The following is a 22,457-nucleotide window of genomic DNA, read 5'->3' as shown; positions in this document are numbered from 1 at the left end:
CTGAATGCTGCGGCCCGAACAAGGGGGCCTGAATGCGGGGGAAAATGCTGCCGGCGCAGACTGCGCCGGCAGCGGTATCAGGTCAGGATTACTGCATCGCCGCGTCAAGCGGAGCGAAGTACCAGAAATCATCGGCGTTCAGCGTCGACGGGTCGCCATCCAGCTGGCCCGCTTCCGAATACCATTCCATGTCGGCAGCTGCGGCTTCACGACCGCCGCCGTTCGGGTCATAAAGGCCGCCCGCAACCGCTTCGGTGTAGAACCCGTCCAGCTCGGCCAGAACTTCGGCCGGAAGCTGGCCAATCGGGCCATTCGGGTCGGTCTGCTTGGAGATGATGGTCGGGTCTTTCGCCATGTCCGCCCAGGTGCTGTGCAGCGCCGCGACCAGCGTGTTCACAGCCGCTTCGTTTTCTTTGATCCAGTCGAGGTTGGCAAACAGAGCCTCGTCGCTGGCCAGCACTTCGAACATCGGCAGCGAGTTGAACTTGTCGCCTGCTTCGGCGATGATCTTGTTGCGGTTCGACAGGTCAAGGATCGTCGCGTTCGCCTGACCGGCCAGCATGGCCGCCACGCGGTTGCCCGAGCCCGGCACATAGGAGCGCTCACCAAAGGTGATGCCTTCGCGGTCTTCAATCACGTTGGCGATCGCATCGGTGCCGCCGCCACGCGAGTGCAGCATGATCGGCTGACCATCAAGGTCCTTCAAAGTGCTGAACTCTTTCGTGGTCACCGGGAAGAACACCAGACGCGACAGCTGGAAGATGATCCGAACCGGAGCCTTGGACCGCTGCATGGCGGCATAGGGCGTACCAAAGGCGATATCCATATCGCCGCTCAGAACAGCCTGAATGGCCAGTTCTTCTTCGGCGAAGGCGGTCCATTCATAGTCCACCCCGTTCGCCTTGGCGCGATCTAGCGCCACGAAGAAAGCGGCCATTTCATCCGACGGCGGCTCAGCCAACGCGATGCGGATGGTTTCGGCCTGCGCGGCCGACACAAGCACAGAGGTCGCAAGGGCGACACTGGCGAGCTTAGCAAAGAAGGTCTTCATGATTCTCCTCCCTGAGAAATCTTGTTACTTCTAGTTTTACCGGGGCAGGCTTCGTGGTGTCCGGTCCCCGGCGGTTTCGTCTGTCTCGTCGTCAAACCTCGCCAAAAAGCCGCTTGGCGACCGACCCCAGATGCCGACGCATCGCCTCATAGGCGGCGCCAGCGTCGCGGTTGGCGATTGCAGCGGCAATCTCGTCATGCTCGGCAAAGCTGGAATGGTTGGCCGAGGGCTGCACCGTTTCGCGCGTCACGCTGCCCCAAGCGACAGCCCGGCGCACGTCGTTCAGCTGGTCGAACAGCGTCAGCAGCAGCAGATTGTCGCTGGCTTCCGCCACGGCCCGGTGGAAAAGATCGTCTTGGGTTTCGTATTCATTCCACGTGGTGGCCGCCTTGGCGCGGTCAATCGCGCGCTGCATACGCTGCAATGCTTCACCCGAGGCATTGACCGCCGCCTCACGCGCAATCGCAGGCTCAATCGCCAAACGGGCACGCATCATCCGAAACGGTGTGAGTTGACGGCCAAGCTCCGACATCGCAGTGCTGGGGGCATTGGGCGCAGCGTCATCCGAGATGAAGGTGCCCTTGCCGACATGGCGCCAGATCAGACCATCGCGCTCCAGCGAATCGAGCGCCTTGCGCAGGGTGGTGCGAGTCATGCCAAGTTCTTCGGTCAAATGCCGTTCGGGCGGCAAACGGCCGCCGCGCGGATGACCTCCCTCCACGATGAACGACCGCAGCCGCGCCACCGGATCAAGATCTTGAGATGCCTGGTGTGACATCAACCATTCCTTACATTGGTCAACCAATTTTCACAGATTTACATGGATACACCCTATGATTGCCCCAATCAATCAGAAATTGGTCTGAAAAATGCGCGAAAATGCGACAGGATCAGGATTGATTTGGACCAATCGCTGCGATAGGGTCCGCTCCACCCCGTCCTGCAAGAGGTAAGACATGCCTGACTTCGTGATTCCCGCTCCGACAACGCCCTCGATTCCGGTCAGTGGCGGCGGTGCATTTCCTGTGCGCCGCGTCTATTGCATCGGTCGCAACTATGCGGCCCACGCAATCGAGATGGGGCATGACCCGGACCGTGAGGCGCCGTTCTTCTTCCAAAAGAACCCCAACAACCTCGATTCGACCGGTGAGTTCCCCTATCCGCCCCACAGCTCTGATGTGCATCACGAGGTGGAACTGGTCGTTGCGCTGAAATCCGGCGGCTCCAACATTCCGCTGGATCAGGCACTGAACCATGTCTGGGGCTATGCTGTCTCGCTCGACATGACCCGCCGCGACCTGCAGGGCGAAGCCAAAAAGCAAGGCCGTCCGTGGGAAATTGGCAAGGCATTTGAACGTTCCGGCCCGGTGGGCCCGCTGCATTCGGTCGAAAAGGTTGGCCATCAGGATCACGGCCGGATCGAGCTGAAGGTCAATGGCGCGCTCAAGCAAGAGGGCGACATGAACCAGATGATCTGGAAAGTGCCGGAAATGATCTCCTATCTGTCCGAGTACTTTGAACTTCAGGCCGGGGACGTCATCATGTCCGGCACGCCGTCGGGCGTGGGGGCCGTGGTGCGCGGCGACGTGATGGAAGCCTCGATTGAGGGCTTGGGCAACCTTGTGGTCAAGGTCGTTTAAGCGCCGTTCAGTTCTCAGACATTGCGGCGCAGCCCCTTCGCGCCGCAATGTCGCACGCGAAAGTCATACTGTCGCTTTCGGTCGGCGGCCAATCGCTTTAGGGTAGCGCTGTTCTTTCACGCCGCAATGCGGCAAAAGGCGGCGAATCCGCCCTGACAATCGCTCTTTGGACAAAGGCCTGACCATGACCAACCCGACCCAACCTGATATCATCGTCACCAAGGTTGACGAAGCTCCGCAGCTGGCTTCGGCTTCGCTTTTGCCAATCATCCGCACCTTTGCTGCGGCAGCCGGGGTTTCCATCGGGACGCGCGACATCTCACTCGCGGGACGGATCATCGCCGCTTTTTCCGACCGCCTGCCGGAAAACCTGCGCCAGTCGGACGATCTGGCCGAACTGGGCGCGCTGGTGACCACCCCGCATGCCAACGTCATCAAACTGCCCAATATCTCGGCCTCGGCCCCGCAGCTGATTGCTGCCGTCAAGGAATTGCAGTCGCAGGGCTATAACCTGCCCGACTACCCCGAAAACCCGGCGACCGACGCCGAAAAGGAAAACCGCCGCCGCTATGATGCCGTCAAGGGCTCGGCAGTGAACCCGGTTCTGCGCGAAGGCAACTCGGACCGCCGCGCCGCTGTGGCGGTGAAGAACTATGCGATGGCCAACCCCCATTCGATGGGCACGTGGTCGGCTGACAGCAAAACCCATGTCTCCACCATGTCAGCGGGTGATTTCCGCTCGAATGAAACCTCGCTCACGCTCTCCGATGCACAGGCCGGTGCGGCGCGCATCGAACATGTGGCCAAGGATGGCACGGTCACCGTGCTGAAAGACGGGATCAAATACCCCGCGGGCACCGTGGTGGATTGCACCTTCATGTCGGCCAAGGCGCTGCAGGCGTTTCTGACCGAGCAGGTCGCCGCCTCCAAGGCCAAGGGCGTTTTGTTCTCGATCCACCTGAAGGCCACGATGATGAAGGTCTCGGACCCGATCATCTTCGGCCATGCGGTCAAGGTGTTCTTGGCCCCCGTGTTTGAAAAGCACGGTGCCGCACTGGCGGCAGCCGGCGTTGATGCGAACTCGGGCCTTGGTGCCATGATGGAACGCGTGGCCGCCATGCCGAACCACGCTGCGGTTGAGGCGGACATCGCCGCCACCATCGCCGACCGCGCGCCATTGTATATGGTCAATTCCGAGAAGGGCATCAGCAACCTGCACGTGCCCTCGGATGTGATCGTCGACGCTTCGATTCCCGCGCTCATTCGGGCTGGCGGTAAGGGCTGGGGCCCGGATGGCAAGGCCGCTGACACCAATTGCGTCATCCCCGACAGCTCTTACGCAGCCGTCTATGACGAGACGATCGCGTACTTCAAAAAGACAGGCGCGCTGAATCCTGCCACTGCCGGAACGGTGCAGAACATCGGCCTGATGGCGCAAAAGGCCGAAGAGTACGGCTCGCACCCCACCACCTTTGAAATCGCCGCCGACGGCGTTGTGCGGATGATCGCGGCGAATGGCGATGTGTTGCATCAGCACAATGTGGAGAAGGGCGACATCTGGCGCGCCGCCTCCACCCGCAAGGCACCGATCGAAGATTGGGTTCGTCTGGCGATTGACCGTCAAAAGGCCGAGGGCTGTCAGGCAATCTTCTGGCTGGACGCTTCCCGCGCCCATGACGCCGAGCTTATCAAGTATGTCACCCCGATCCTTGCCGCTGCCGGGGTTGCGCACAAGTTCCAGATCCTCGCCCCGCGCGAGGCGACGCGTCTGTCGCTGGAAACCATCCGCAAGGGTGAAACTTCCATCGCCGTTACCGGCAACGTGCTGCGCGACTATCTGACCGACCTTTTCCCGATCTTGGAGCTTGGCACCTCGGCCAAGATGCTGTCGATCGTGAAGCTGATGAACGGCGGGGGCCTCTTTGAAACCGGTGCGGGCGGCTCGGCACCCAAGCACGTGCAGCAGCTGGTCGAAGAAAACCACCTGCGCTGGGATTCCTTGGGCGAGTTCTGCGCCTTGGGCGAAAGCCTGAAATTCCTGGCCGATGTCAAAGGCAACGCAAAGGCCCGCGTCTTGGGCAAGGCCGTGGATGCCGCGACCCAAGGTGTCTTGGATCACGACAAATCGCCGCAAGGCCGCGTGGGCCAGACCGACAACCGCGACAGCCATTTCTACTTTGCGCTTTACTGGGCGCAGGCTTTGGCAGCGCAAACCGAAAGCGCCGAACTGGCCGCGCATTTCGCCCCCATCGCCAAGGCGCTGGTCGCGAATGAAGCCAAGATCTTGGCCGAACTGGCCGCAGGTCAGGGCAAGCCAGTGGATCTGGGCGGCTATTACCACACCGATGAGGCCAAGACCGTCGCCGTGATGCGGCCGTCGAAAACCCTCGTCGAGATTCTGGCCTGATCACAGCCTCCGGCCCTGATGCCCCGCGCGTCAGGGCCGGAACCTGTCGGCACGGCCCGCAACGATAGGAGACGACACATGGCTTGGGGCCGCATTCAAACCGCAGATGGGCGCACTCTGTCCGGCATGTTGACCGACACCGGCCTGCAGCCGATGGCGGGCTTTGGCAGCACCACCCCAGCTGGGCCGCTGGAGGCGTTGGACGGCGCCACCCTTTTGGCCCCCTGTCAGCCCGGCAAGTTTATTGGGCTGTGGAACAACTACCATGCCGCCGCCGAAAAGAACGGTCTGGCCATCCCCGCAGCACCCCTGTGGTTCCTGAAACCCGACAGCTCGGTCGTCGGCCATGGTGCCACCGTGACCCTTCCCCCCCAAGCGGGCCGCGTGATCTTTGAGGGCGAGTTGGGCGTGGTGATCGGCACCCCCTGCCGCAACGTAAGCTTGGCCGAGGCCGAAGCCGCGATCTATGGCTACACCTGCATCAATGATCTGACATCCTTGGACATTCTGAACGCCGACCCCGCCTTTGCCCAGTGGAGCCGCGCCAAGGGCTTTGACGGCTTTGGCGTCATCGGCCCCAGCATCGCGACCGGCCTTGACTGGCGCGACCTGACGATCCGCACGCTGGTCAATGGGCGCGAGCGGCAGTCTTACCCCGCTTCGGACATGATCTTTTCCCCGGCAGAGATCGTGCAGCACCTGTCACAAGACATGACGCTGATGCCCGGCGATGTCATCGCGGTCGGCACTTCGCTCGGGGTCCGTCCGGTGAAAGCAGGGGATGTGGTCGCCGTTGAGATCGACGGTATCGGCAGCGCCGAGGTGACGCTGGCCTGACCAGCATCAAGAGAGCACCTAGGCCGTGCGGGATGGAAGCCTGCGTTCAAACCATGTGAACAAGGCCACGATCATCCCGGTGATCGCCAGATACACCAAGGCCAGCATCAGCAAGGGCTCATAGACAATCAGTGTTTCCGCCCGCACCCGGCTGGACACCGCATAGATGTCGGTGACCGTGATCATCGCGACAAGCGGTGTGGCCTTCAGCTGCAACACCGTCTCACCGCCCAAGGTGGGCAAGACCCGGTGCAGGGCTTGCGGCAACCAGATCCGGCGGAACAGCGTCAATCGCGGCATGCCCATCGCTTTTGCCGCTTCCAACTGGCCATGCGGCACGCCCTTGAAGGCGCCGCGCATCACCTCGCCCTCATAACCCGCCACCGAAAGCGACAGGCCCAGAACCGCAAAGTACCACGCATCGCGCAGGATCGGCCAAAAGATGCTTTCCCGGATGCCGGGAATACTGGGGAACAGGCTTCCCACGCCGTAATACAGCAAGAAAAGTTGCAACAAGAGCGGGGTGCCGCGCACCAATCCGCAAAAGGCTTGCGCCGGGCGGGCAAGGTACCAAGGGCCAACGGCCTGCGCCAACCCCAAAGGAATGGCCAGCGCCATGCCCAAAACCATGGTGATCACCAACAGGGACAGCGTGTTCCAAAAGCCCGTCAGCATCAGCTTTTGATATTTCGGCACCAAAAGCCAATCCCAGCGGCCGTAGACAAAGCACAGGCCCAAAAGGATCGCGGCAATCGCCATCATCGCAATGCGTCGGGGGATCAGAAGCTCTTCCAGCATCTCAGCCCTCCGTCCGCCGTTGCCCGCGCCGCGCCCATTTCTCGATGCGGGCAAACATCATGGTCGAGGCGATCGACAGGATCAGATACAGGACCCCCGCCGCCGCATAGAAGGTGAAAAAGGCCTTCGTGGTGCTTGCAGCTTGACGGGTGGCTTGGGTCAGCTCGGCAAAGCCCACCACAGCCAAAAGCGCGGTGTCCTTGGTGGCGACCAGCCACAGATTGGCAAGGCCGGGAATGGCGAAAGACAGCATAAGGGGCAAGGTGATGCGGCGCGCCAAAAGGCCCGCAGGCATGCCCATTGCCTTGGCCGCCTCAATCTGGCCGGTCGGCACCGCCAGAATGGCACCGCGCAAAACCTCGGTTGCATAGGCACCTTGCACCACGCCCAAAACGGCAATGCCCGCAACAACGCCTGAAATCTCAATGCGGTTCCCGCCAAAGGCCAGAATGATCTGGTTCACCGCATCGGTGACGGCGAAATACAAGATCAAGATCAGCACCAACTCGGGCACAGCGCGCACGACGGTTGTGTAAACCGACAGCAAATCCTTGACAAAGGGGCTGCCGTAAAGCTTGCCATAGGCCCCAGCCGTGCCGATCAAAAGGCCCAAAGCATAGGCCCCCGTGGCAATCAGAACCGAGTTCCACAGCCCGCGCAAAAGTGTCGCCCCCCAACCGGGGGGCGAATAGGCCAGAAGATCCAGCGTGGAGGCGTCAAGCACCCCGAGCACCCATCAGCCGCCGTAGATCGACGAGGCGAAATAGCCCTTGGTGATGGTGTCATAGGTGCCATCTTCCAAGATCTTGGCGATCCCTGCGTTGATCTTGGCCTTCAGATCATCCTCACCCTTGCGGATGCCAGCGCCCACGCCAGCGCCCAGGATTGCCGGATCATCGGCAACCGCACCGACCACGGCGCAGCAGGCCTTGCCCGCGTCCGAAGCAAGGAAGGCGTCCATGGCAATGCTGTCAGCCTGGGTCGCATCAATGCGGCCCGCTGCCAGATCCTGATTGGCCTCGTCTTGGGTCTGGTAGACCTTCACCTCAGCGGCAGTCTCGGCAAAATAGGCGTTCACATAGGCCTCGTGGATCGTAGCCGCCTGCACACCGATGATCTTGCCAGCCAGGCCAGCCGCGTCAGGCGTCGCAACAGCGCCGGTTGCGCCCACGATCACGGTCGGGGTGTTGTAATACATGTCCGAGAAGTCGATGGTCTGCATCCGCTCTTCGGTGATCGACATCGACGCCATGATCACATCGATCTGGCCCGAGGTCAGCGACGGAATGATGCCGTCCCACGCCACCGGCGTGATGGCGCATTCGATTTCGGCCGCCTTGCAGACAGCGCCAATGATTTCGACTTCCCAGCCAACCCAATTGCCAGCAGCATCGGGCGAAGCGAAGGGCGGATAGGCTTCGGCGGCAATCCCGATCTTGACGGGTTCGGCCATTGCGGCACCGGCGAGGGCAAAGGTGGCAAGAGCGCCTGCGATGAACTTGTTCATGGGTATCCTCATTGTTGGGTCACGTTTCGTTATGGTTTCAGCTGACAGTTTTCAAAAACTGCTTCAGCCGCTCTGACTTTGGCGCGCCAAACAATTCGTCTGGCGGGCCTTCTTCTTCGATCACCCCGTTGTGCAGGTAGATCACATGACTTGCCACTTCACGGGCAAACTTCATCTCATGGGTGACGAGGACCATAGTGCGGCCCTCGTCTGCCAAGGCGCGGATCACCTGCAGCACCTCGCCCACAAGTTCGGGGTCAAGCGCAGAGGTGGGTTCATCAAACAGCATGGCGCGCGGCTCCATGCACAAGGCGCGTGCAATCGCCGCGCGTTGCTGCTGGCCGCCGGACATAAAGGCCGGAAACGCGCCTTCCTTTTCGGACAGCCCAACGCGCGCCAAAAGCTTGCGCGCGCGCGCTTCGGCCTCGGCACGGGGGGTTTTCATCACATGGACCGGGACTTCGATCAGGTTTTCCAGAACGGTCTTGTGGGTCCAAAGATTGAAGGCCTGGAACACCATGCCAAGCGATTGCCGTAGACGTTCCAATTGCCGCCGATCCGAAGGCAGGCCGTCGGCGTGCATCTTCACCGCCTCGCCGCCGATTTCGATGGTCCCGGCCGTCGGCGTTTCGAGGAAATTGATGCAGCGCAACATGGTCGACTTGCCCGAGCCCGAACCACCGATGATTGCGACAACATCGCCTTCGTGCGCGGTCAAAGACACGCCCTTCAGCACCTCATGGGTGCCAAAGCTTTTTCGCAGATCACGCACCGCAATCGCTACCGGCGCCGAAGCACCGTCTTCCCCCAGTTTCGGCATGTTTCCCCTTGCCGTGGCTCACAACCCATAGGGAACGGAGTCGGCCGAGTTGTCAACAGAATGGACACGCCAAACTGCCGCAGCGCAGTTGGGTTAACCGGCCGTCGACACCCTCCCCGAAGGGCTTAGCCGCACTTCGAATGGCCGCAGTCGTTGCAGGTCATGCAGCCCTCTTTCATCTGCATGGCATAGCTGCCGCAAGACGGGCAAGCTGCCCCGCGCGGGCTGCCGCCCACCACCATCACCTCGGCCTTGGGATCGGATTTCAGACCCAGCCCCTCGCCCTCAATGAAGCCAATGGCGATCAGGTGGCGTTCGATCACCCCACCGATGGCGGCCAGGATCGACGGGATATAGCGCCCTTCCATCCAGGCCCCACCGCGCGGGTCGAACACGGCTTTCAGCTCTTCCACGACAAAGGAGATATCCCCCCCGCGCCGGAACACGGCTGAGATCATCCGCGTCAGGGCCACCGTCCAGGCGAAATGCTCCATGTTCTTGGAGTTGATGAACACCTCAAACGGGCGGCGGTGGCCGGAAATCACCACATCATTGACGGTGATATAAAGCGCATGTTCCGACCCCGGCCATTTCACCTTGTAGGTATGGCCTTCCAGCGCCGCCGGGCGTTCCAAGGGTTCAGAGAGATAAATCACCTCACCACCATGCGCTTGTGCCGGGGCTTCGGACGGGGTCTTGTCGCTGGACTCAGACACCGACAGAACCGAGCCTGTCACGTCATTCGGGCGATAGGTCGTGCAGCCTTTGCAGCCTTGGTCCCAAGCGGCCATATAGACCTCTTTGAAGGCGTCAAAGGAGATGTCTTCGGGGCAGTTGATGGTCTTGGAAATCGAGGAATCGACCCATTTCTGCGCCGCCGCCTGCATCCGCACATGGTCCAAGGGCGGCAGGGTTTGAGCGTTGACGAAGTAATCGGGCAAGGGCGCGTCGCCCTTCAACTCACGCCACAGCCGCACGGCGTAATCGACCACCTCTTCTTCTGTGCGGCTGCCATCTTTTTGCAGCACCTTGCGGGTGTAGGCATAGGCAAAGACCGGCTCGATCCCGGAACTGACATTGCCCGCATACAGCGAAATCGTCCCGGTCGGCGCGATCGAGGTCAACAGCGCGTTGCGGATGCCGTGGGTTGCGATGGCGTCGCGCACATCAGCGTCCATCTGCATCATGTTGCCCGAGGCCAGATAGCCCTTGGCGTCAAACAGCGGGAAGGCGCCCTTTTCTTTAGCCAGATCAACCGAGGCCATGTACGAGGCCCGCGCAATCGCATGCATCCACTTTTCGGTCTGCGCGGCGGCCTCGGGGCTGCCATAGCGCAGACCCAGCATCAACAGCGCATCGGCCAGACCCGTGACGCCAAGGCCAATGCGGCGCTTGGCGCGCGCCTCGGCCTCTTGCTGGGGCAAGGGGAAGCGGCTGGCGTCCACCACATTGTCCATCATCCGCACGGCAAGGCGCACCAGATCGGCCAGCGCCTTGGGGTCCATCTCCGCCTCAGCGGTAAACGGCGCGGTGACCAGCGTGGCCATGTTGATCGACCCGAGCAGGCAGGCACCATAGGGCGGCAGGGGCTGCTCGCCACAGGGGTTGGTCGCGGCGATGGTTTCGGCGTAGCCAAGGTTGTTGGCCTTGTTGATCCGGTCGATAAAGATCACGCCCGGCTCGGCAAAATCATAGGTGTTGCGCATGATCTTGTTCCACAGATCGCGCGCCTGAACGGTGCGATAGACGCGGCCATCGAACACCAACTCCCAAGGGCCATCGGCCTTGACCGCATCCATGAAGGGATCAGTGACCAGCACCGACAGGTTGAACATCCGCAGGCGCGCGGGGTCTTTCTTGGCCTCGATGAACGCCTCAACATCGGGGTGGTCGCAGCGCATGGTGGCCATCATAGCCCCGCGGCGCGAGCCCGCAGACATGATGGTGCGGCACATCGCGTCCCAGACATCCATGAACGACAAGGGGCCCGAAGCATCCGCCGCCACACCCTTCACCTCGGCCCCGCGCGGGCGGATGGTGGAAAAGTCATAGCCGATGCCGCCACCCTGCTGCATGGTCAGCGCGGCCTCTTTCAGCCCGTCGAAAATGCCGCCCATGCTGTCCGGGACGGTGCCCATGACAAAGCAGTTGAACAGCGTCACATTCCGCCCCGTGCCAGCGCCCGCCGTGATGCGACCTGCGGGCAGGAATTTGAACCCCGAAAGCGCGCCATAAAACCGCTCTTCCCAGACCTTCGGCTCTGCCTCGACCTCGGCCAAAGCGCGGGCGATGCGGCGCCAGCTGTCCTCCACCGTGCGGTCAATCGGGGTGCCATCCGCCTCTTTGAAGCGGTACTTCATGTCCCAGATGGCTTCGGCAATGGGGGCGGAAAACGGCGACATCTGGCAGTCCTTTGAGGATTCTATTGTGGGTGGAGACAGGCGAACCCCCAAGATACGCCCATCAGCCGGGCCGGGCAAGACTTGAGAGTCTTGCGCTGCGCCCTAATTCTGGCCGTAATGCCGACCTTGGGGGAATCGTGGATCATCTGAATATCATCAAGCTCTGCGTGGGTGCGGACTCGGTCGAAGATTTGATCGACTGGCAGGTTCGCAACGCCCCGCACTGGGCCCCCGGCACCGCCGAACATGTCACCCGTATGTGGCCCAAACGCGCCGATGAAATCCTCGCGGGCGGGTCGCTTTACTGGGTGATCAAGGGGGTCATCACGGCCCGCCAGCGGATTGTGGCGCTGGACGAACGGCGCGGGTCTGATGGCATTGCCCGATGCGCGCTGGTCTTGGATGCCGAGGTGATCCGCACCGAGGGTGCTGCGCGCCGCCCCTTTCAGGGCTGGCGCTATCTTGACCCCGCCGACAGCCCGCGCGATCTGCCCAAGGGCCGGGCGCTGGACGACAAACTGCCGCCCAGCCTTGCCCAAGCCTTGGCCGAAATCGGCCTGCGCTAAGCGGGGTTTGGCGATCAGAAGTTGTTCGCGTTCCCGGCCACGATGGTGCCGGTGCCGCCTTCAGCGCCGTCTTTGATCCAAGTCACCTGATCGGCCGCGATCTTGACGCCCCAGCAATCCTGCTCGGCGCCTTCATAGGTCCAGCACATGGTATCGCCGACGATCGCCCAGACGGCGGTGTAGCCGTCGCCCTTGACGGTGCCGTCTTCGGCATAGAACTCGGCGTAGGGGCCAGAGCTGGTCATGCTGCCCTGAATGGTGTTGCCCGAAACAGCCGCCTTGATGGCGTCGCCGGTGGCAAGGTCTTGGGCAAAGGCAGGGGCGGCAAGCAGAACGGCAGCAAGAATGGTCAGAGTGCGCATGGGTGTGTGATCCTTTGTATGGCCGTCGAGAGCTAGATCAGAACGAACCTGCGTCAAGATGGCTTGCCATTGCGGGGGCGGCGCGCCAAACAGCCGACATGACCCAGCGCCCTCTTTGGCTCATCGCCGCCCCTGTCGTCTTTCTGATCCTGTGGTCGGCGGGCTTTGCCGTGGCCAAGATCGCCGTTTCCCATGCCGCACCGCTGACGGTTCTGGCCCTGCGCTATTGCCTTGTTTTGCTATTGCTGATCCCGGTGGCATTGGTGCTGCGCCCGCCCATGCCCTCGCGGCGCGGGGTGCTGGATGTGGCGGTGGTCGGCTTTCTTATTCAGGTGGTCTATTTCGGCCTGTGCTACGTTGCCTTCAAATCCGGTGTGTCGGCAGGCGCGGTGGCGATCATCGTTTGCCTGCAACCCATTCTGGTGGCGCTGGTGGCGCCGCGTTTGGTGGGCGAACACATTGGACGCTGGGGCTGGGTGGGCCTCGCGCTTGGGCTGGCCGGGGCGGCTTTGGCGATCTTTGGACGCTCGGCTGTGGCGGTGGAAAACACCTTTGGCGTGGTGATGACCTTTCTCGCGCTGTTGGGCATCACGGCCGGCACGCTTTATGAAAAGCGCTTTGGCGTGACGCATCACCCGGTCTCGGCCAATCTCATCCAATATGCCGTGGGCGCAGGGTTCTGCCTGCCCGCCGCATGGATCAGCGAAAGCATGGCGATTGCGTGGGACGCCGAATTCATCTGGGCCATGGCCTATCTTGTGCTGGCCAATTCGCTTTTGGCGATGTCGCTTCTGCTGGCCATGATCCGCGCCGGAGAGGTCGCCCGCGTCTCGTCGCTGTTCTACCTTGTGCCCGCACTGGCGGCGCTCTGCGCATGGCCGCTGTTGGGCGAGGTGATGCCCCCCGCCGCTTGGGCTGGGATGGCGCTGGCTGGGCTCGGGGTGGCGCTGGTCAGCCGCAAGCCGGGCTAAAGCCCCTCGGGAACCGCCAGACCCAGCCGCTTGGCCAAACTGTGCAAAACGGCGCTGGCCTCAGTCCAATCCGCTGCGCGGGCGGCGTAAAGCGTCGCCTGGCTTTGGTGGATCAGCCCGTCGGACAGGATTTTCAGATGGTTCGCCCGCAGGGTCTCACCGGTTGAGGTGATATCCGCCACGGCCTCGGCGGTCAGGTTCTTGACCGTGCCTTCGGTGGCCCCTTGGCTGTCGACCAGTTGATAGTCGGCCACGCCATGGGCTGTCAGAAACTCGCGCACAAGGCGGTGATATTTGGTGGCAATCCGCAAGCGATGCCCGTACCCGGCGCGAAACGCCCCGGCGGCGGCGTCCAGATCATCCAGCGTGTCGACATCAATCCATGCATCCGGCACCGCGACGATCAGATCGGCATGGCCAAAGCCCAAAGCGGCCAGTTCCGCCACCTGCATGTTCCAATCGGCCAGCTTGTCGCGCACAAGGTCCGACCCGGTGACGCCAAGGTGAATGCGTCCCGCCGACAATTCGCGCGGAATTTCTCCGGCGGAAAGCAGGACCAGTTCCACCCCCTCAACCCCTTGAACCGCGCCGGAATACTCCCGCTCATTGCCGGTGCGCTGCATGGCAACCCCACGCGCGCCGAACCAGTCAAAGGTTTTCTCCATCAGCCGGCCCTTGGACGGCACGCCGATTTTCAACATCTTGTGGCCCCCTTTAGCGCAGCCACAAGATTTGGCCGGATGATCCCCCCCACCGCCGGGATAGACCGCCCCTGCCCCAAGACCGCCGTCAGCGCATCATAGCGCCCACCGCTGGCCAGAGGGGGCAGATCGGCGGGGCCGACGAAGGCGAAGGTGAACCCATCGTAATATTCCATCGTGGTGCGGCCAAGGCTTGCCTCAAAGGGCAGCGCGCCCGTGTCGATGCCGCGCGCCTTCAGCGCTGCCAACCGGGTGGCAAAGCGGTCCACCGCGCCCGCAATGGCGGGCAACAGAGGCGTGATGCCGCGAAGGTGGTCAAGCGCGGCCTCGGCCGGGGCTTGCAGGCCCAGAAGGTCATAGAGCAGCGCCGCTTCGGTCGCCGCAATCGGCTTGGCGCTGGCGTCTTCGATCAGCGCGGCGGCGCGGGCGGCGATCTCCTCCTCGCCGCGCAGGCCAATCAGGGGGGCCGCTGCCGCGATCAGATCGGCCGGGCTGCCCTTGGCGAGCTTCTCCAAAAGCTGAGCGCGGGCGGGCGGTGTGGGTGCACGCCCTGCAAACCGGTCCAAGAGCGCGCGAAAGCGTTTGGGCCGCCAGATGTGGCGCAAAAGCGCGGTCTTGCGGCGCGGCGTGGTGTCAAGACCCCGGACAGCGGCCATCAGAATGCCGATGTCGCCCGTGACGGCACGCAGGCCAAGGCCCTGAAGACACTGGGAAAAAAGCGCGAACACCTCGGCATCGGCGGCCTCGGGGGCGGCGCGGTCGAACACCTCAAACCCGACTTGCAAATACTCGCTGGCGCGGGTGCCCAAATGGTCCTGCTTGCGAAACACCTCGCCCATATAGGCATAGCGCGCGGGGTCGGCGCCATGCGCCATATGGGCCTGCACCACGGGTACGGTGAAGTCAGGTCGCAGCATCATCTCGCCGCGCAGGGGGTCATGGGTGACATAGGCGCGCGCGCGGATATCCTCGCCGTAAAGGTCCAGAAGCGTCTCGGCGGGCTGCAGGATGTCAGTGTCCACCGGGACGGCCCCTGCGGCCAGAAAGGCGGCGTAAAGCCGCTCCGCTTCGGCACGAATGGCGGGCTTGGTCGTCATTCGGTGTCTCCGGCAGGCGCGTTGACCCCCACCCCCAGCCCCTCCCCACAAAGGGGGAGGGGAGGCGCGACCCTTGAAGGGCAGGCGCTTCCCTCCCCCCTTGCGGGGGAGGGAGAGGGAGGGGGGGTGAACCGCAGCATCATTGCCCCAGCATTTTCCGCACTTCGGCCACCAGATCGGCGCGGGCGATTTCCACCTGCGCCGGGCGGTCTTTCCATTCTTCGAGCGTGGCATTCTGGGCAATCTGCGCGCCAAGGATCAGGTCTTTCAGAATGACCGTGCCCTTGTCGGCCTCGTTCCCGCCTTGGATCACCGCGACCGGGCTTTGCCGTTTGTCAGCGTATTTCAACTGGTTGCCGAAGTTCTTGGGGTTGCCCAAGTACACCTCGGCCCGGATGCCTGCATTGCGCAGATCGGCCACCATGGCCATGTAATCGGCCATCCGGTCGCGGTCCATCACGGTGACCACGACAGGGCCGACTGATGCGCCCGAGGTGCGACCCTTGGCACGCAGCGCGGCAAGGAGGCGATCCACACCAATGGAGACGCCTGTTGCCGGCACCGACTGCCCGGTAAAGCGCTTGACCAGATCGTCATAGCGCCCGCCCCCGGCGACCGAGCCGAACTGCCGCTTGCGGCCTTTTTCGTCAAGGATTTCAAAGGTGAGTTCGGCCTCATAGACCGGGCCGGTGTAGTAGCCGAGGCCCCGCACCACGCCCGGATCCAGCACGATCCGGTCCGCGCCATAGCCCTGACGGTCCAAGAGATCCGCGATCTGCTCCAACTCGTCCACGCCTTCGGCCCCGATGACCGAGGCGCCGACCAACTCGCGCAAACGCGCCACTGTCGCGGCCCCAGTGTCGCGCTTGGCTGAGACAAAGCCCATGACAACCTCGGCCTGCTCGGCTGACAGCCCGGCACCCTTAGTGAAATCGCCGGACTCGTCCTTGCGGCCTGCGCCCAGAAGGGCACGCACGCCCTCATCCCCCAGCCGATCAATCTTGTCGATGGCGCGCAGGACGATGCCGCGCTCGTGGGTGAAACGCTCGGGGTCGGAGGGGTCGAGCACCCCGGCCACCTCCATCACCCCGTTCAGAACCTTGCGGTTGTTGACCTTGACGACATAGTCGCCGCGCGGGATGCCGACGACCTCCAAAGCATCGGACAGCATGGCGCAAATCTCGGCGTCGGCGGCGACGGACCCTGATCCGACCGTATCGGCATCGCATTGATAAAACTGACGAAACCGCCCCGGACCGGGCTTTTCATTGCGCCAGACCGGGCCCATCGCATAGCGCCGATAGGGCGAGGGCAGATCATTGCGGAACTGGGCTGCCACCCGCGCCAAGGGGGCGGTCAGGTCATAGCGGAGTGCGAGCCAGTCGGCATCTTCATCCTGCCAGCCAAAGACGCCTTCATTCGGGCGATCCACGTCGGGCAGGAACTTGCCCAGCGCTTCGACCGTCTCAACCGCCGATGTCTCCAAGGGATCAAAGCCATAGCGATGATAGACGCCGGTGATCGCATCCAGCATCGCTTTGCGTTCGGTCACTTCTGCCCCAAAGTAATCGCGGAAGCCTTTCGGGGTTTCGGCCTTTGGACGGCGGAGTTTGCCATCCGTGTTTTTTCCATCGGACATGGTATTGCACCTTGCATCGCTTGGCACTTCCTCTAACGAAGGGGGCAAGATACGGCAAGCGGCGGATGAGAGATGGAACGACTGGTCAGCTTGGAAGAACGCGTCGCGCATCTGATCCGAACGGTCGAGGATTTGTCAGATGTGGTGGCCGCGCAAGCACGCGAGATCGACACCCTGACGCGGCGGGTGCAGATGCTGATGGAGCGCGAGGCAGAGCGTGAGTCGATGGGCATGGGGTCGGCCGAGGCCAATGTGCCGCCGCCGCATTGGTAGGTGATACGGATGATGAAAGTTGATCTGAGGGCACTAGCGCTCACTTTGGTAATTGGGACTGTGGGCGGTATCGCCGCCCAAACCGCAGGCCTGCCCTTGGGTTATCTTTTGGGCTCGATGGTGTTGGTCGGAGTGCTGGCTGCGCTTGACATTAAGCCCTTTGGCCGCCCGCTGACCCTGCCCGCCCGGCTGCGGTTTTCGTTCGTTCCGGTGATTGGCGTCGCCATCGGCGGGGCCTTTACACCAGAGGTGGCACGCGCGGCGTTAGGCTGGGGGCCGTCCCTCGCCGCCTTGTTGGTCTTCGTACCTCTGGCGCATCTGTTGGGTTTTTTCGTTTATCGCTGGGGTGGTTTGCAACGCATTGACGCGTTTTATTCCTCTATTCCCGGTGGGTTGATTGAAAGCGTGCAGATGGGCGAAGAGGCGGGAGCGGATGCTCGCGTGCTGATCACCTTGCAAACGCTGCGGTTGATTTTGACCATTATCGCTGTACCGATCATCTTCTGGGCTCTGACCGGAAATGCCGTTGGATCGGCGGCAGGAACCGCCATGGTTGGCGCATCAGCCCCCATCACATGGCAGGATGCAGCAGGCATGCTGGCGGCGGCTATCGTCGGAACGTACGTGGGCAAAGCCCTGCGCTTGCCAGGCTACATCATTACTGGTCCTTTGCTGTTTTCAGCCCTCTTGCATGTCACCGGTTTGGTGCAGGCAATTCCGCCAGCCTGGCTGATTTCGATCACACAAGTTATACTTGGCGTCGGACTGGGCGTGCGTTTTGTCGGCATGAGCCGCGCGCTCTTGGTGCGGTGTGGCGGGCTGGCACTGCTTAATGGGGCTTTGGCGCTGGTTCTCGCTTTTGGCTTTGCCGAACTTGTGCATTGGCTGGCAGGTGAACCGCTGTCCGCGGCATTTCTTGCTTTTGCGCCCGGTGGCTTGGCCGAGATGAGCTTGGTGGCGCTGAGTTTGAACGTGTCGGTGATCTATGTGACGGTCCATCATGTCTTGCGCATTGTGCTGGCGATCAGTTTTGCCAAGTTGGGTCAGCGGCTGCTGTAAGCTATTGAGAACGCATCATTCATGCCTGAGCATGGCGGCGCGCCCACGTCTTGCAAGCGTCTGGCAAGTGTATGGCACGCGTCTGGCATCTGTCCCGACACGGGGCGAGCGCGGCTTGGGTTAACCATGGCGGCGAATCGGCCGCCCTATCGGCCACCTCGTCGATGACTGCGTCACTCCTCGGTCCGGCCAGTGCCTTCGCGGTTCTTGGGGTAATGTTGGGCCAGCGGAAATTCGGGCAGCCAGCCCTCGCGGCGGACCGTCCAGAGCTCATAGGTTGGGCGGAAGGTGTCGGGGGCGTCGAAGGCACCAAGGTTGATGCCGATCTCATCGTCGAAATGGGCATAGACCGGAGAGCCGCAGGTGGGGCAGAAAAAGCGGCGCTGATAGTCGCGGGCCTCGCCCGTCACGGTGACGGCGGTTTCGGGGAAGATGGCAGATCCGTGAAACAGCGTGCCGTGGTTCTTGCGGCAGTCGAGGCAATGGCAGAGGCCGACGCGGTAAGGTTCACCCCGCGCCGTGAAGCGCAGACCGCCGCAGAGGCAGCCGCCCGTTGTCACCTTTTCGGCGGTAACGCGGGTCATGTCAGATATCCTCGACCAACACGACGCCCTGCATCGCCTTGATCGCGCCCCGGACTTGCGGTGTGACCGGATAGGCGGCGGGCAGCGTCACATCAATCTCGCGGCCCTGATCGTCAGGCAGGCAGAGCGTCACCTCGGCGCGGGTGCGGCCTTCGAGCTTGGCCAGAAGGGCGGCAAGTGAGGCCACGGCCTCGCTGCGGTTGAGATGGATGCGGATGGCCTGCGCCCCGGCGCTTTCGGCCACGACGTCGATTGGCTGCACGCCATTGGCCAGAAGCTTTACCCCATCGCCATCGGGATCGACCTTGACAGTCAAGACCACATTGCGGCCGGGTTCGAGATAATCGCGCGCCTGCTCCAGCACGTCAGAGAAGACGGTGACCTCGTATAGCCCGGTCGGATCAGACAGCTGCACAAAGGCAAAGCGGTTGCCCTTGGCGCTTTTTCGTTCCTGTTTGGAGGCGACCGACCCGGCCAGCTTGCCCACGAAGGGCCCGTTGGCGGCGCGGGCGGTGATCTCGGCCAGAGTTTTCACGTCCTTGCGTTTGAGCGCGGACATATAGTCATCCAAGGGGTGGCCGGAGAGGTAGAAGCCCACCGCCTGATGTTCATGGCCCAGCCGTTCGACCGGCAGCCAGTCATCGCGGAAGGGCAGGCGCGGTTCGGGGATGTCGGAGCCACTGTCACCAAAGAGACTGACTTGGTTCGAGGCCTTCGCCTCATGGATCGCGGCGGAATAGGCGACGAGGCCGTCGAGCGCCTCGAACACGCGGGCGCGGTTGGGTTCCAACTGGTCAAAAGCGCCTGCGCGGGCCAGCATTTCCAAGGGGCGCTTGCCCACGCGTTTGAGGTCCACCCGGCGGGCAAAGTCGAAGAGCGTGGCGAAGGGCTTGTCCGCGCCGGTTTCGGTTTTTCGGGCGGCGACGATGAGACCCATCGCATCAACGCCCACGTTTTTCAGCGCGCCCAGCGCGTAGACCAGTGCCTGATCTGTTACGGTAAAGGTCGCGGCAGAGGCGTTGACGCAAGGCGCCACCACCTTGATGCCCATCTTGTCGAGTTCGCGCTTATACACCGCCAGCTTGTCGGTCAGATGAATATCGCAATTCATCACGCCGGACATGAATTCCACCGGGTGATTGGCCTTGAGCCAGCCGGTTTGATAGCTGACCACGGCGTAAGCTGCGGCGTGGGATTTGTTGAAGCCGTAGTTGGCGAATTTTTCGAGAAGGTCGAACACCTCGCCCGATTTCTTGGCGTCGATGTTGTGGGTGACCTTGCAGCCTTCGATGAATTTGGGCCGTTCCTTGGCCATTTCCTCGGCGATCTTTTTCCCCATCGCGCGGCGCAGAAGGTCAGCCCCGCCAAGGGAATAGCCGCCCATGACCTGCGCGATCTGCATCACCTGTTCTTGGTAGACGATGATGCCTTGGGTTTCTGAGAGGATATGGTCAATCGTCGGATGGATCGACTCCAGCGGTTTCAGCCCGTGCTTGACCTCGCAATAGGTCGGGATGTTTTCCATCGGGCCGGGACGATAAAGGGCGACAAGCGCCACGATATCTTCGATGCAGGTGGGTTTCATGCGCCGAAGCGCGTCCATCATGCCTGAGCTTTCCACCTGAAACACGGCCACGGTTTTGGCGGCGGCGTAAAGGTCATAGGTCGCCTTGTCGTCCAAGGGGATATGGCCGATGTCATTTTCCGCACCTGTCGGCGGATCATAAAGGCGGCGGCCATCGGGAGCCTCATGCAAGGCGCGGCCCGAGGCGCGGATCTGCTGGATGGCGTTTTGAATGACGGTCAGGGTTTTCAGACCGAGAAAGTCGAATTTGACCAGCCCCGCCGCTTCGACCCATTTCATGTTGAACTGGGTGGCGGGCATGTCCGAGCGGGGGTCTTGGTAAAGGGGGACCAATTCGTCCAAGGGCCGGTCGCCGATCACCACACCTGCGGCATGGGTGGAGGCGTTGCGGTAGAGCCCTTCGATTTCCTGCGCATAGGTCAGAAGGCGGCCCACCACCTCTTCCTTGGCGGCCTCGCGCAGGCGGGGTTCATCGGCCAGCGCCTTGGTGATGGAAACCGGTTTCACCCCTTCGACCGGGATCATTTTCGACAGCCGGTCCACCTGCCCATAGGACATTTGTAAGACCCGGCCCACATCGCGCACGGCGGCCTTGGACAAAAGCGCGCCAAAGGTGATGATCTGGGCCACCTTGTCGCGGCCGTATTTCTCTTGCACGTATTGGATCACCTCTTCCCGGCGATCCATGCAAAAGTCGATGTCGAAGTCGGGCATCGAGACGCGTTCGGGGTTAAGGAAGCGTTCGAACAGCAGGGCATAGCGCAGGGGATCAAGGTCGGTGATGGTCAGCGCATAGGCGACAAGCGACCCTGCCCCCGAACCGCGGCCTGGCCCCACCGGAATGTCATGCTGCTTGGCCCATTTGATGAAATCGGCCACGATCAGGAAATAGCCGGGGAAGCCCATCTTTTCGATGATATCGACTTCAAAGGTCAGCCGGGCGATGTATTCTTCACGCGGGGCGGCCAGCGGGATGACGGCGAGCCGCTTTTCCAAGCCTTCAAACGCCTGACGGCGCAGTTCTTCGACCTCATCATCCGCGAATTTCGGCAAGATCGGCGCGCGTTTGTAGGCCATGAAGGCACAGCGCTGCGCGATCTCCACCGTGTTTTCTAACGCCTCGGGCAGATCGGCGAAGAGGGTCGCCATCTCGGCTTCGGTCTTGAAGTAATGCTGTGGGGTCAGGCGACGGCGCGGTTCTTGCTGGTCAACATAGGCACCCTCGGCAATGCAGATCAGCGCGTCATGCGCCTCATACATGTCAGATTTCGGGAAGTAGACGTCATTGGTCGCCACCAAGGGCAGACCCATCTCATAGGCAAATTCGATATGCCCACGTTCGGACCGCGCCTCAGCCTCGGGCAGGCGGCCGCCCTCACCGGGGTGCCGCTGCAATTCGACATACAGCCGCTGCGGATAGATCGCCGCCAACCGCTCCAAAACCGCGCGGGCCTTGGCGCCCTGCCCCGCCGCCAGCAAACGACCCAAGGGACCATCCGGCCCGCCGGTCAGGCAGATCAGCCCCTCGGCATGGTCGGCCAATTCGTCCAAAGTCACCTGCGGCAACTGCCCGCCCTTGCCGAGATATAGGCAAGAGTTCAGCTTCATCAGGTTCATGTAGCCCGCCTCGTTCTGCGCCAGAAGAACGAGCGGCGCAGGCGCACGGGGCTTTTCGCCGGGCATGGCAGGATCATGGGCAACCGAGATCTGACAGCCCACAATCGGCTGCAAGCCCGCATCCTTGGCCAGCACCGAAAACTCCAGCGCGGCAAACATGTTGTTGGTGTCGGTCACCGCCACCGCGGGCATTTCAGCGGCGGCACAGGCCTTGACCAGCTTTTTCACCGGCATCGCGCCTTCCAACAGCGAATGCTCGGTATGGACGCGCAGGTGAATGAATCGCGGGGCTGTCATGCTGGCCAGCCTAGCGAAGCGGTGGCGGCGGCGAAAGGCCCGGCAGAGGGCCCGCGCCGAATGAGATGGCATTTGATGGCCAAACCAGAAGCTGCTTTCGCCAATTCAGGAAAGTTAGCGCTTGCCAGAATCTGCCGTCCCGGGCTTCATGGCGGTTCAGAAAAAGGCAAAATGCCACATCAGGCGCGTGATCCGCTTTACGCCGCATCGGGCGGACGCGCAAAATGCCTGAACCGGGGAGAAG

The 22,457-nt window shown here is 62.2% G+C and carries 20 protein-coding genes; 7 read left to right on the top strand and 13 right to left on the bottom strand.

Features of this window, described 5'->3' with window-relative positions; all coding sequences use genetic code 11:
• Positions 1 to 88: 88 nt before the first annotated feature.
• Together AC72UB_RS03555 and AC72UB_RS03550 are read right to left on the bottom strand one after the other, a co-directional pair.
• The gene (locus tag AC72UB_RS03555) at positions 89 to 1,051 is read right to left on the bottom strand and encodes an ABC transporter substrate-binding protein (protein WP_505188545.1); all 963 of its coding nucleotides are present in this window, start codon (positions 1,049 to 1,051) and stop codon (positions 89 to 91) included.
• A 91-nt stretch (positions 1,052 to 1,142) separates the two neighbouring features.
• Positions 1,143 to 1,829, bottom strand: a complete 687-nt coding sequence (locus AC72UB_RS03550; RefSeq protein WP_505188544.1) for a FadR/GntR family transcriptional regulator — start codon at positions 1,827 to 1,829, stop codon at positions 1,143 to 1,145.
• A 178-nt stretch (positions 1,830 to 2,007) separates the two neighbouring features.
• Here AC72UB_RS03550 and AC72UB_RS03545 point away from each other — a divergent pair, with 178 nt between their 5' ends.
• The 3 genes from AC72UB_RS03545 to AC72UB_RS03535 all read left to right on the top strand — a co-directional run bounded on the left by AC72UB_RS03545 (position 2,008) and on the right by AC72UB_RS03535 (position 5,935).
• Positions 2,008 to 2,691 (top strand): fumarylacetoacetate hydrolase family protein, encoded by a 684-nt coding sequence (locus AC72UB_RS03545; protein ID WP_463289410.1) that lies wholly within the window; start codon positions 2,008 to 2,010, stop codon positions 2,689 to 2,691.
• A 184-nt stretch (positions 2,692 to 2,875) separates the two neighbouring features.
• Positions 2,876 to 5,098, top strand: coding sequence for an NADP-dependent isocitrate dehydrogenase (locus tag AC72UB_RS03540; RefSeq protein ID WP_505188543.1), 2,223 nt, complete (start codon positions 2,876 to 2,878; stop codon positions 5,096 to 5,098).
• 78 nt (positions 5,099 to 5,176) lie between these two features.
• Positions 5,177 to 5,935: a fumarylacetoacetate hydrolase family protein gene (locus AC72UB_RS03535; protein WP_505188542.1), complete on the top strand. Its 759-nt coding sequence runs from the start codon at positions 5,177 to 5,179 to the stop codon at positions 5,933 to 5,935.
• Between the two features lie 18 nt (positions 5,936 to 5,953).
• On the opposite strand, the gene AC72UB_RS03530 is transcribed toward AC72UB_RS03535, so the two are convergent.
• From AC72UB_RS03530 to AC72UB_RS03510, 5 genes are all read right to left on the bottom strand, one after another.
• Positions 5,954 to 6,733, bottom strand: coding sequence for an ABC transporter permease (locus AC72UB_RS03530; protein WP_505188541.1), 780 nt, complete (start codon positions 6,731 to 6,733; stop codon positions 5,954 to 5,956).
• A gap of 1 nt (position 6,734) precedes the next feature.
• Positions 6,735 to 7,466, bottom strand: a complete 732-nt coding sequence (locus AC72UB_RS03525; RefSeq protein WP_505188540.1) for an ABC transporter permease — start codon at positions 7,464 to 7,466, stop codon at positions 6,735 to 6,737.
• Positions 7,467 to 7,469: 3 nt separating this feature from the next.
• Positions 7,470 to 8,240, bottom strand: a complete 771-nt coding sequence (locus tag AC72UB_RS03520; RefSeq protein ID WP_463289415.1) for a transporter substrate-binding domain-containing protein — start codon at positions 8,238 to 8,240, stop codon at positions 7,470 to 7,472.
• A gap of 37 nt (positions 8,241 to 8,277) precedes the next feature.
• Positions 8,278 to 9,060, bottom strand: a complete 783-nt coding sequence (locus tag AC72UB_RS03515) for an ABC transporter ATP-binding protein (protein ID WP_505188539.1) — start codon at positions 9,058 to 9,060, stop codon at positions 8,278 to 8,280.
• A gap of 125 nt (positions 9,061 to 9,185) precedes the next feature.
• Positions 9,186 to 11,462: an adenosylcobalamin-dependent ribonucleoside-diphosphate reductase gene (locus tag AC72UB_RS03510; RefSeq protein ID WP_505188538.1), complete on the bottom strand. Its 2,277-nt coding sequence runs from the start codon at positions 11,460 to 11,462 to the stop codon at positions 9,186 to 9,188.
• Between the two features lie 134 nt (positions 11,463 to 11,596).
• On the opposite strand from AC72UB_RS03510, the gene AC72UB_RS03505 reads away from it, so the two are divergent.
• On the top strand, positions 11,597 to 12,028 hold the full coding sequence (locus AC72UB_RS03505; RefSeq protein WP_463289433.1) for a DUF1489 family protein: 432 nt from the start codon (positions 11,597 to 11,599) through the stop codon (positions 12,026 to 12,028).
• A gap of 14 nt (positions 12,029 to 12,042) precedes the next feature.
• Here the strand turns inward: AC72UB_RS03505 and AC72UB_RS03500 are convergent, their stop codons facing one another.
• Positions 12,043 to 12,390 carry a hypothetical protein gene (locus AC72UB_RS03500; RefSeq protein WP_463289418.1) on the bottom strand — a complete coding sequence of 116 codons (348 nt, stop codon included), beginning with the start codon at positions 12,388 to 12,390 and terminating at the stop codon, positions 12,043 to 12,045.
• 98 nt (positions 12,391 to 12,488) lie between these two features.
• On the opposite strand from AC72UB_RS03500, the gene AC72UB_RS03495 reads away from it, so the two are divergent.
• The gene (locus AC72UB_RS03495; protein WP_505188537.1) at positions 12,489 to 13,361 is read left to right on the top strand and encodes a DMT family transporter; all 873 of its coding nucleotides are present in this window, start codon (positions 12,489 to 12,491) and stop codon (positions 13,359 to 13,361) included.
• Here AC72UB_RS03495 and hisG read toward each other — a convergent pair.
• The 3 genes from hisG to hisS form a co-directional block, all read right to left on the bottom strand.
• Entirely contained in the window at positions 13,358 to 14,062 is a 705-nt protein-coding gene (gene hisG / locus AC72UB_RS03490) for an ATP phosphoribosyltransferase (protein WP_505188536.1), read from the bottom strand. The genes AC72UB_RS03495 and hisG overlap by 4 nt on opposite strands.
• Positions 14,056 to 15,159, bottom strand: a complete 1,104-nt coding sequence (locus AC72UB_RS03485) for an ATP phosphoribosyltransferase regulatory subunit (protein WP_505188535.1) — start codon at positions 15,157 to 15,159, stop codon at positions 14,056 to 14,058. The genes hisG and AC72UB_RS03485 overlap by 7 nt, the downstream gene beginning before the upstream one ends.
• 139 nt (positions 15,160 to 15,298) lie before the next feature.
• A complete protein-coding gene (hisS, locus tag AC72UB_RS03480) occupies positions 15,299 to 16,798 on the bottom strand; it encodes a histidine--tRNA ligase (protein ID WP_505188534.1) in 1,500 nt (499 codons plus the stop codon).
• 81 nt (positions 16,799 to 16,879) lie between these two features.
• Between hisS and AC72UB_RS03475 the strand changes: the two genes are divergently transcribed.
• Both AC72UB_RS03475 and AC72UB_RS03470 read left to right on the top strand, forming a co-directional pair.
• Positions 16,880 to 17,071 carry a SlyX family protein gene (locus AC72UB_RS03475; RefSeq protein ID WP_505188845.1) on the top strand — a complete coding sequence of 64 codons (192 nt, stop codon included), beginning with the start codon at positions 16,880 to 16,882 and terminating at the stop codon, positions 17,069 to 17,071.
• A 9-nt stretch (positions 17,072 to 17,080) separates the two neighbouring features.
• Complete coding sequence (locus AC72UB_RS03470; RefSeq protein WP_505188533.1) at positions 17,081 to 18,130, top strand: AbrB family transcriptional regulator; 1,050 nt, start codon at positions 17,081 to 17,083, stop codon at positions 18,128 to 18,130.
• Between the two features lie 173 nt (positions 18,131 to 18,303).
• Here AC72UB_RS03470 and AC72UB_RS03465 read toward each other — a convergent pair whose 3' ends face one another.
• Both AC72UB_RS03465 and dnaE read right to left on the bottom strand, forming a co-directional pair.
• Positions 18,304 to 18,714, bottom strand: a complete 411-nt coding sequence (locus tag AC72UB_RS03465; RefSeq protein WP_505188532.1) for a GFA family protein — start codon at positions 18,712 to 18,714, stop codon at positions 18,304 to 18,306.
• A 1-nt stretch (position 18,715) separates the two neighbouring features.
• Positions 18,716 to 22,213, bottom strand: a complete 3,498-nt coding sequence (gene dnaE / locus AC72UB_RS03460; protein ID WP_505188531.1) for a DNA polymerase III subunit alpha — start codon at positions 22,211 to 22,213, stop codon at positions 18,716 to 18,718.
• Positions 22,214 to 22,457 lie beyond the last annotated feature (244 nt).

This window comes from Allotabrizicola aquatica (SeqCode) (assembly GCF_965194375.1).
GTDB lineage: Bacteria > Pseudomonadota > Alphaproteobacteria > Rhodobacterales > Rhodobacteraceae > Tabrizicola_A > Tabrizicola_A aquatica.
This window is presented reverse-complemented; position numbering and strand designations above follow the sequence as displayed.

Coding starts and splice junctions, on each gene's coding strand:
- AC72UB_RS03555 (WP_505188545.1), bottom strand. CDS start 1,051: ATGAAGACCTTCTTTGCTAAGCTCGCCAGTGTCGCCCTTGCGACCTCT.
- AC72UB_RS03550 (WP_505188544.1), bottom strand. CDS start 1,829: ATGTCACACCAGGCATCTCAAGATCTTGATCCGGTGGCGCGGCTGCGG.
- AC72UB_RS03545 (WP_463289410.1), top strand. CDS start 2,008: ATGCCTGACTTCGTGATTCCCGCTCCGACAACGCCCTCGATTCCGGTC.
- AC72UB_RS03540 (WP_505188543.1), top strand. CDS start 2,876: ATGACCAACCCGACCCAACCTGATATCATCGTCACCAAGGTTGACGAA.
- AC72UB_RS03535 (WP_505188542.1), top strand. CDS start 5,177: ATGGCTTGGGGCCGCATTCAAACCGCAGATGGGCGCACTCTGTCCGGC.
- AC72UB_RS03530 (WP_505188541.1), bottom strand. CDS start 6,733: ATGCTGGAAGAGCTTCTGATCCCCCGACGCATTGCGATGATGGCGATT.
- AC72UB_RS03520 (WP_463289415.1), bottom strand. CDS start 8,240: ATGAACAAGTTCATCGCAGGCGCTCTTGCCACCTTTGCCCTCGCCGGT.
- AC72UB_RS03515 (WP_505188539.1), bottom strand. CDS start 9,060: ATGCCGAAACTGGGGGAAGACGGTGCTTCGGCGCCGGTAGCGATTGCG.
- AC72UB_RS03510 (WP_505188538.1), bottom strand. CDS start 11,462: ATGTCGCCGTTTTCCGCCCCCATTGCCGAAGCCATCTGGGACATGAAG.
- AC72UB_RS03500 (WP_463289418.1), bottom strand. CDS start 12,390: ATGCGCACTCTGACCATTCTTGCTGCCGTTCTGCTTGCCGCCCCTGCC.
- AC72UB_RS03495 (WP_505188537.1), top strand. CDS start 12,489: ATGACCCAGCGCCCTCTTTGGCTCATCGCCGCCCCTGTCGTCTTTCTG.
- hisG (WP_505188536.1), bottom strand. CDS start 14,062: ATGTTGAAAATCGGCGTGCCGTCCAAGGGCCGGCTGATGGAGAAAACC.
- AC72UB_RS03485 (WP_505188535.1), bottom strand. CDS start 15,159: ATGACGACCAAGCCCGCCATTCGTGCCGAAGCGGAGCGGCTTTACGCC.
- hisS (WP_505188534.1), bottom strand. CDS start 16,798: ATGTCCGATGGAAAAAACACGGATGGCAAACTCCGCCGTCCAAAGGCC.
- AC72UB_RS03470 (WP_505188533.1), top strand. CDS start 17,081: ATGATGAAAGTTGATCTGAGGGCACTAGCGCTCACTTTGGTAATTGGG.
- AC72UB_RS03465 (WP_505188532.1), bottom strand. CDS start 18,714: ATGACCCGCGTTACCGCCGAAAAGGTGACAACGGGCGGCTGCCTCTGC.
- dnaE (WP_505188531.1), bottom strand. CDS start 22,213: ATGACAGCCCCGCGATTCATTCACCTGCGCGTCCATACCGAGCATTCG.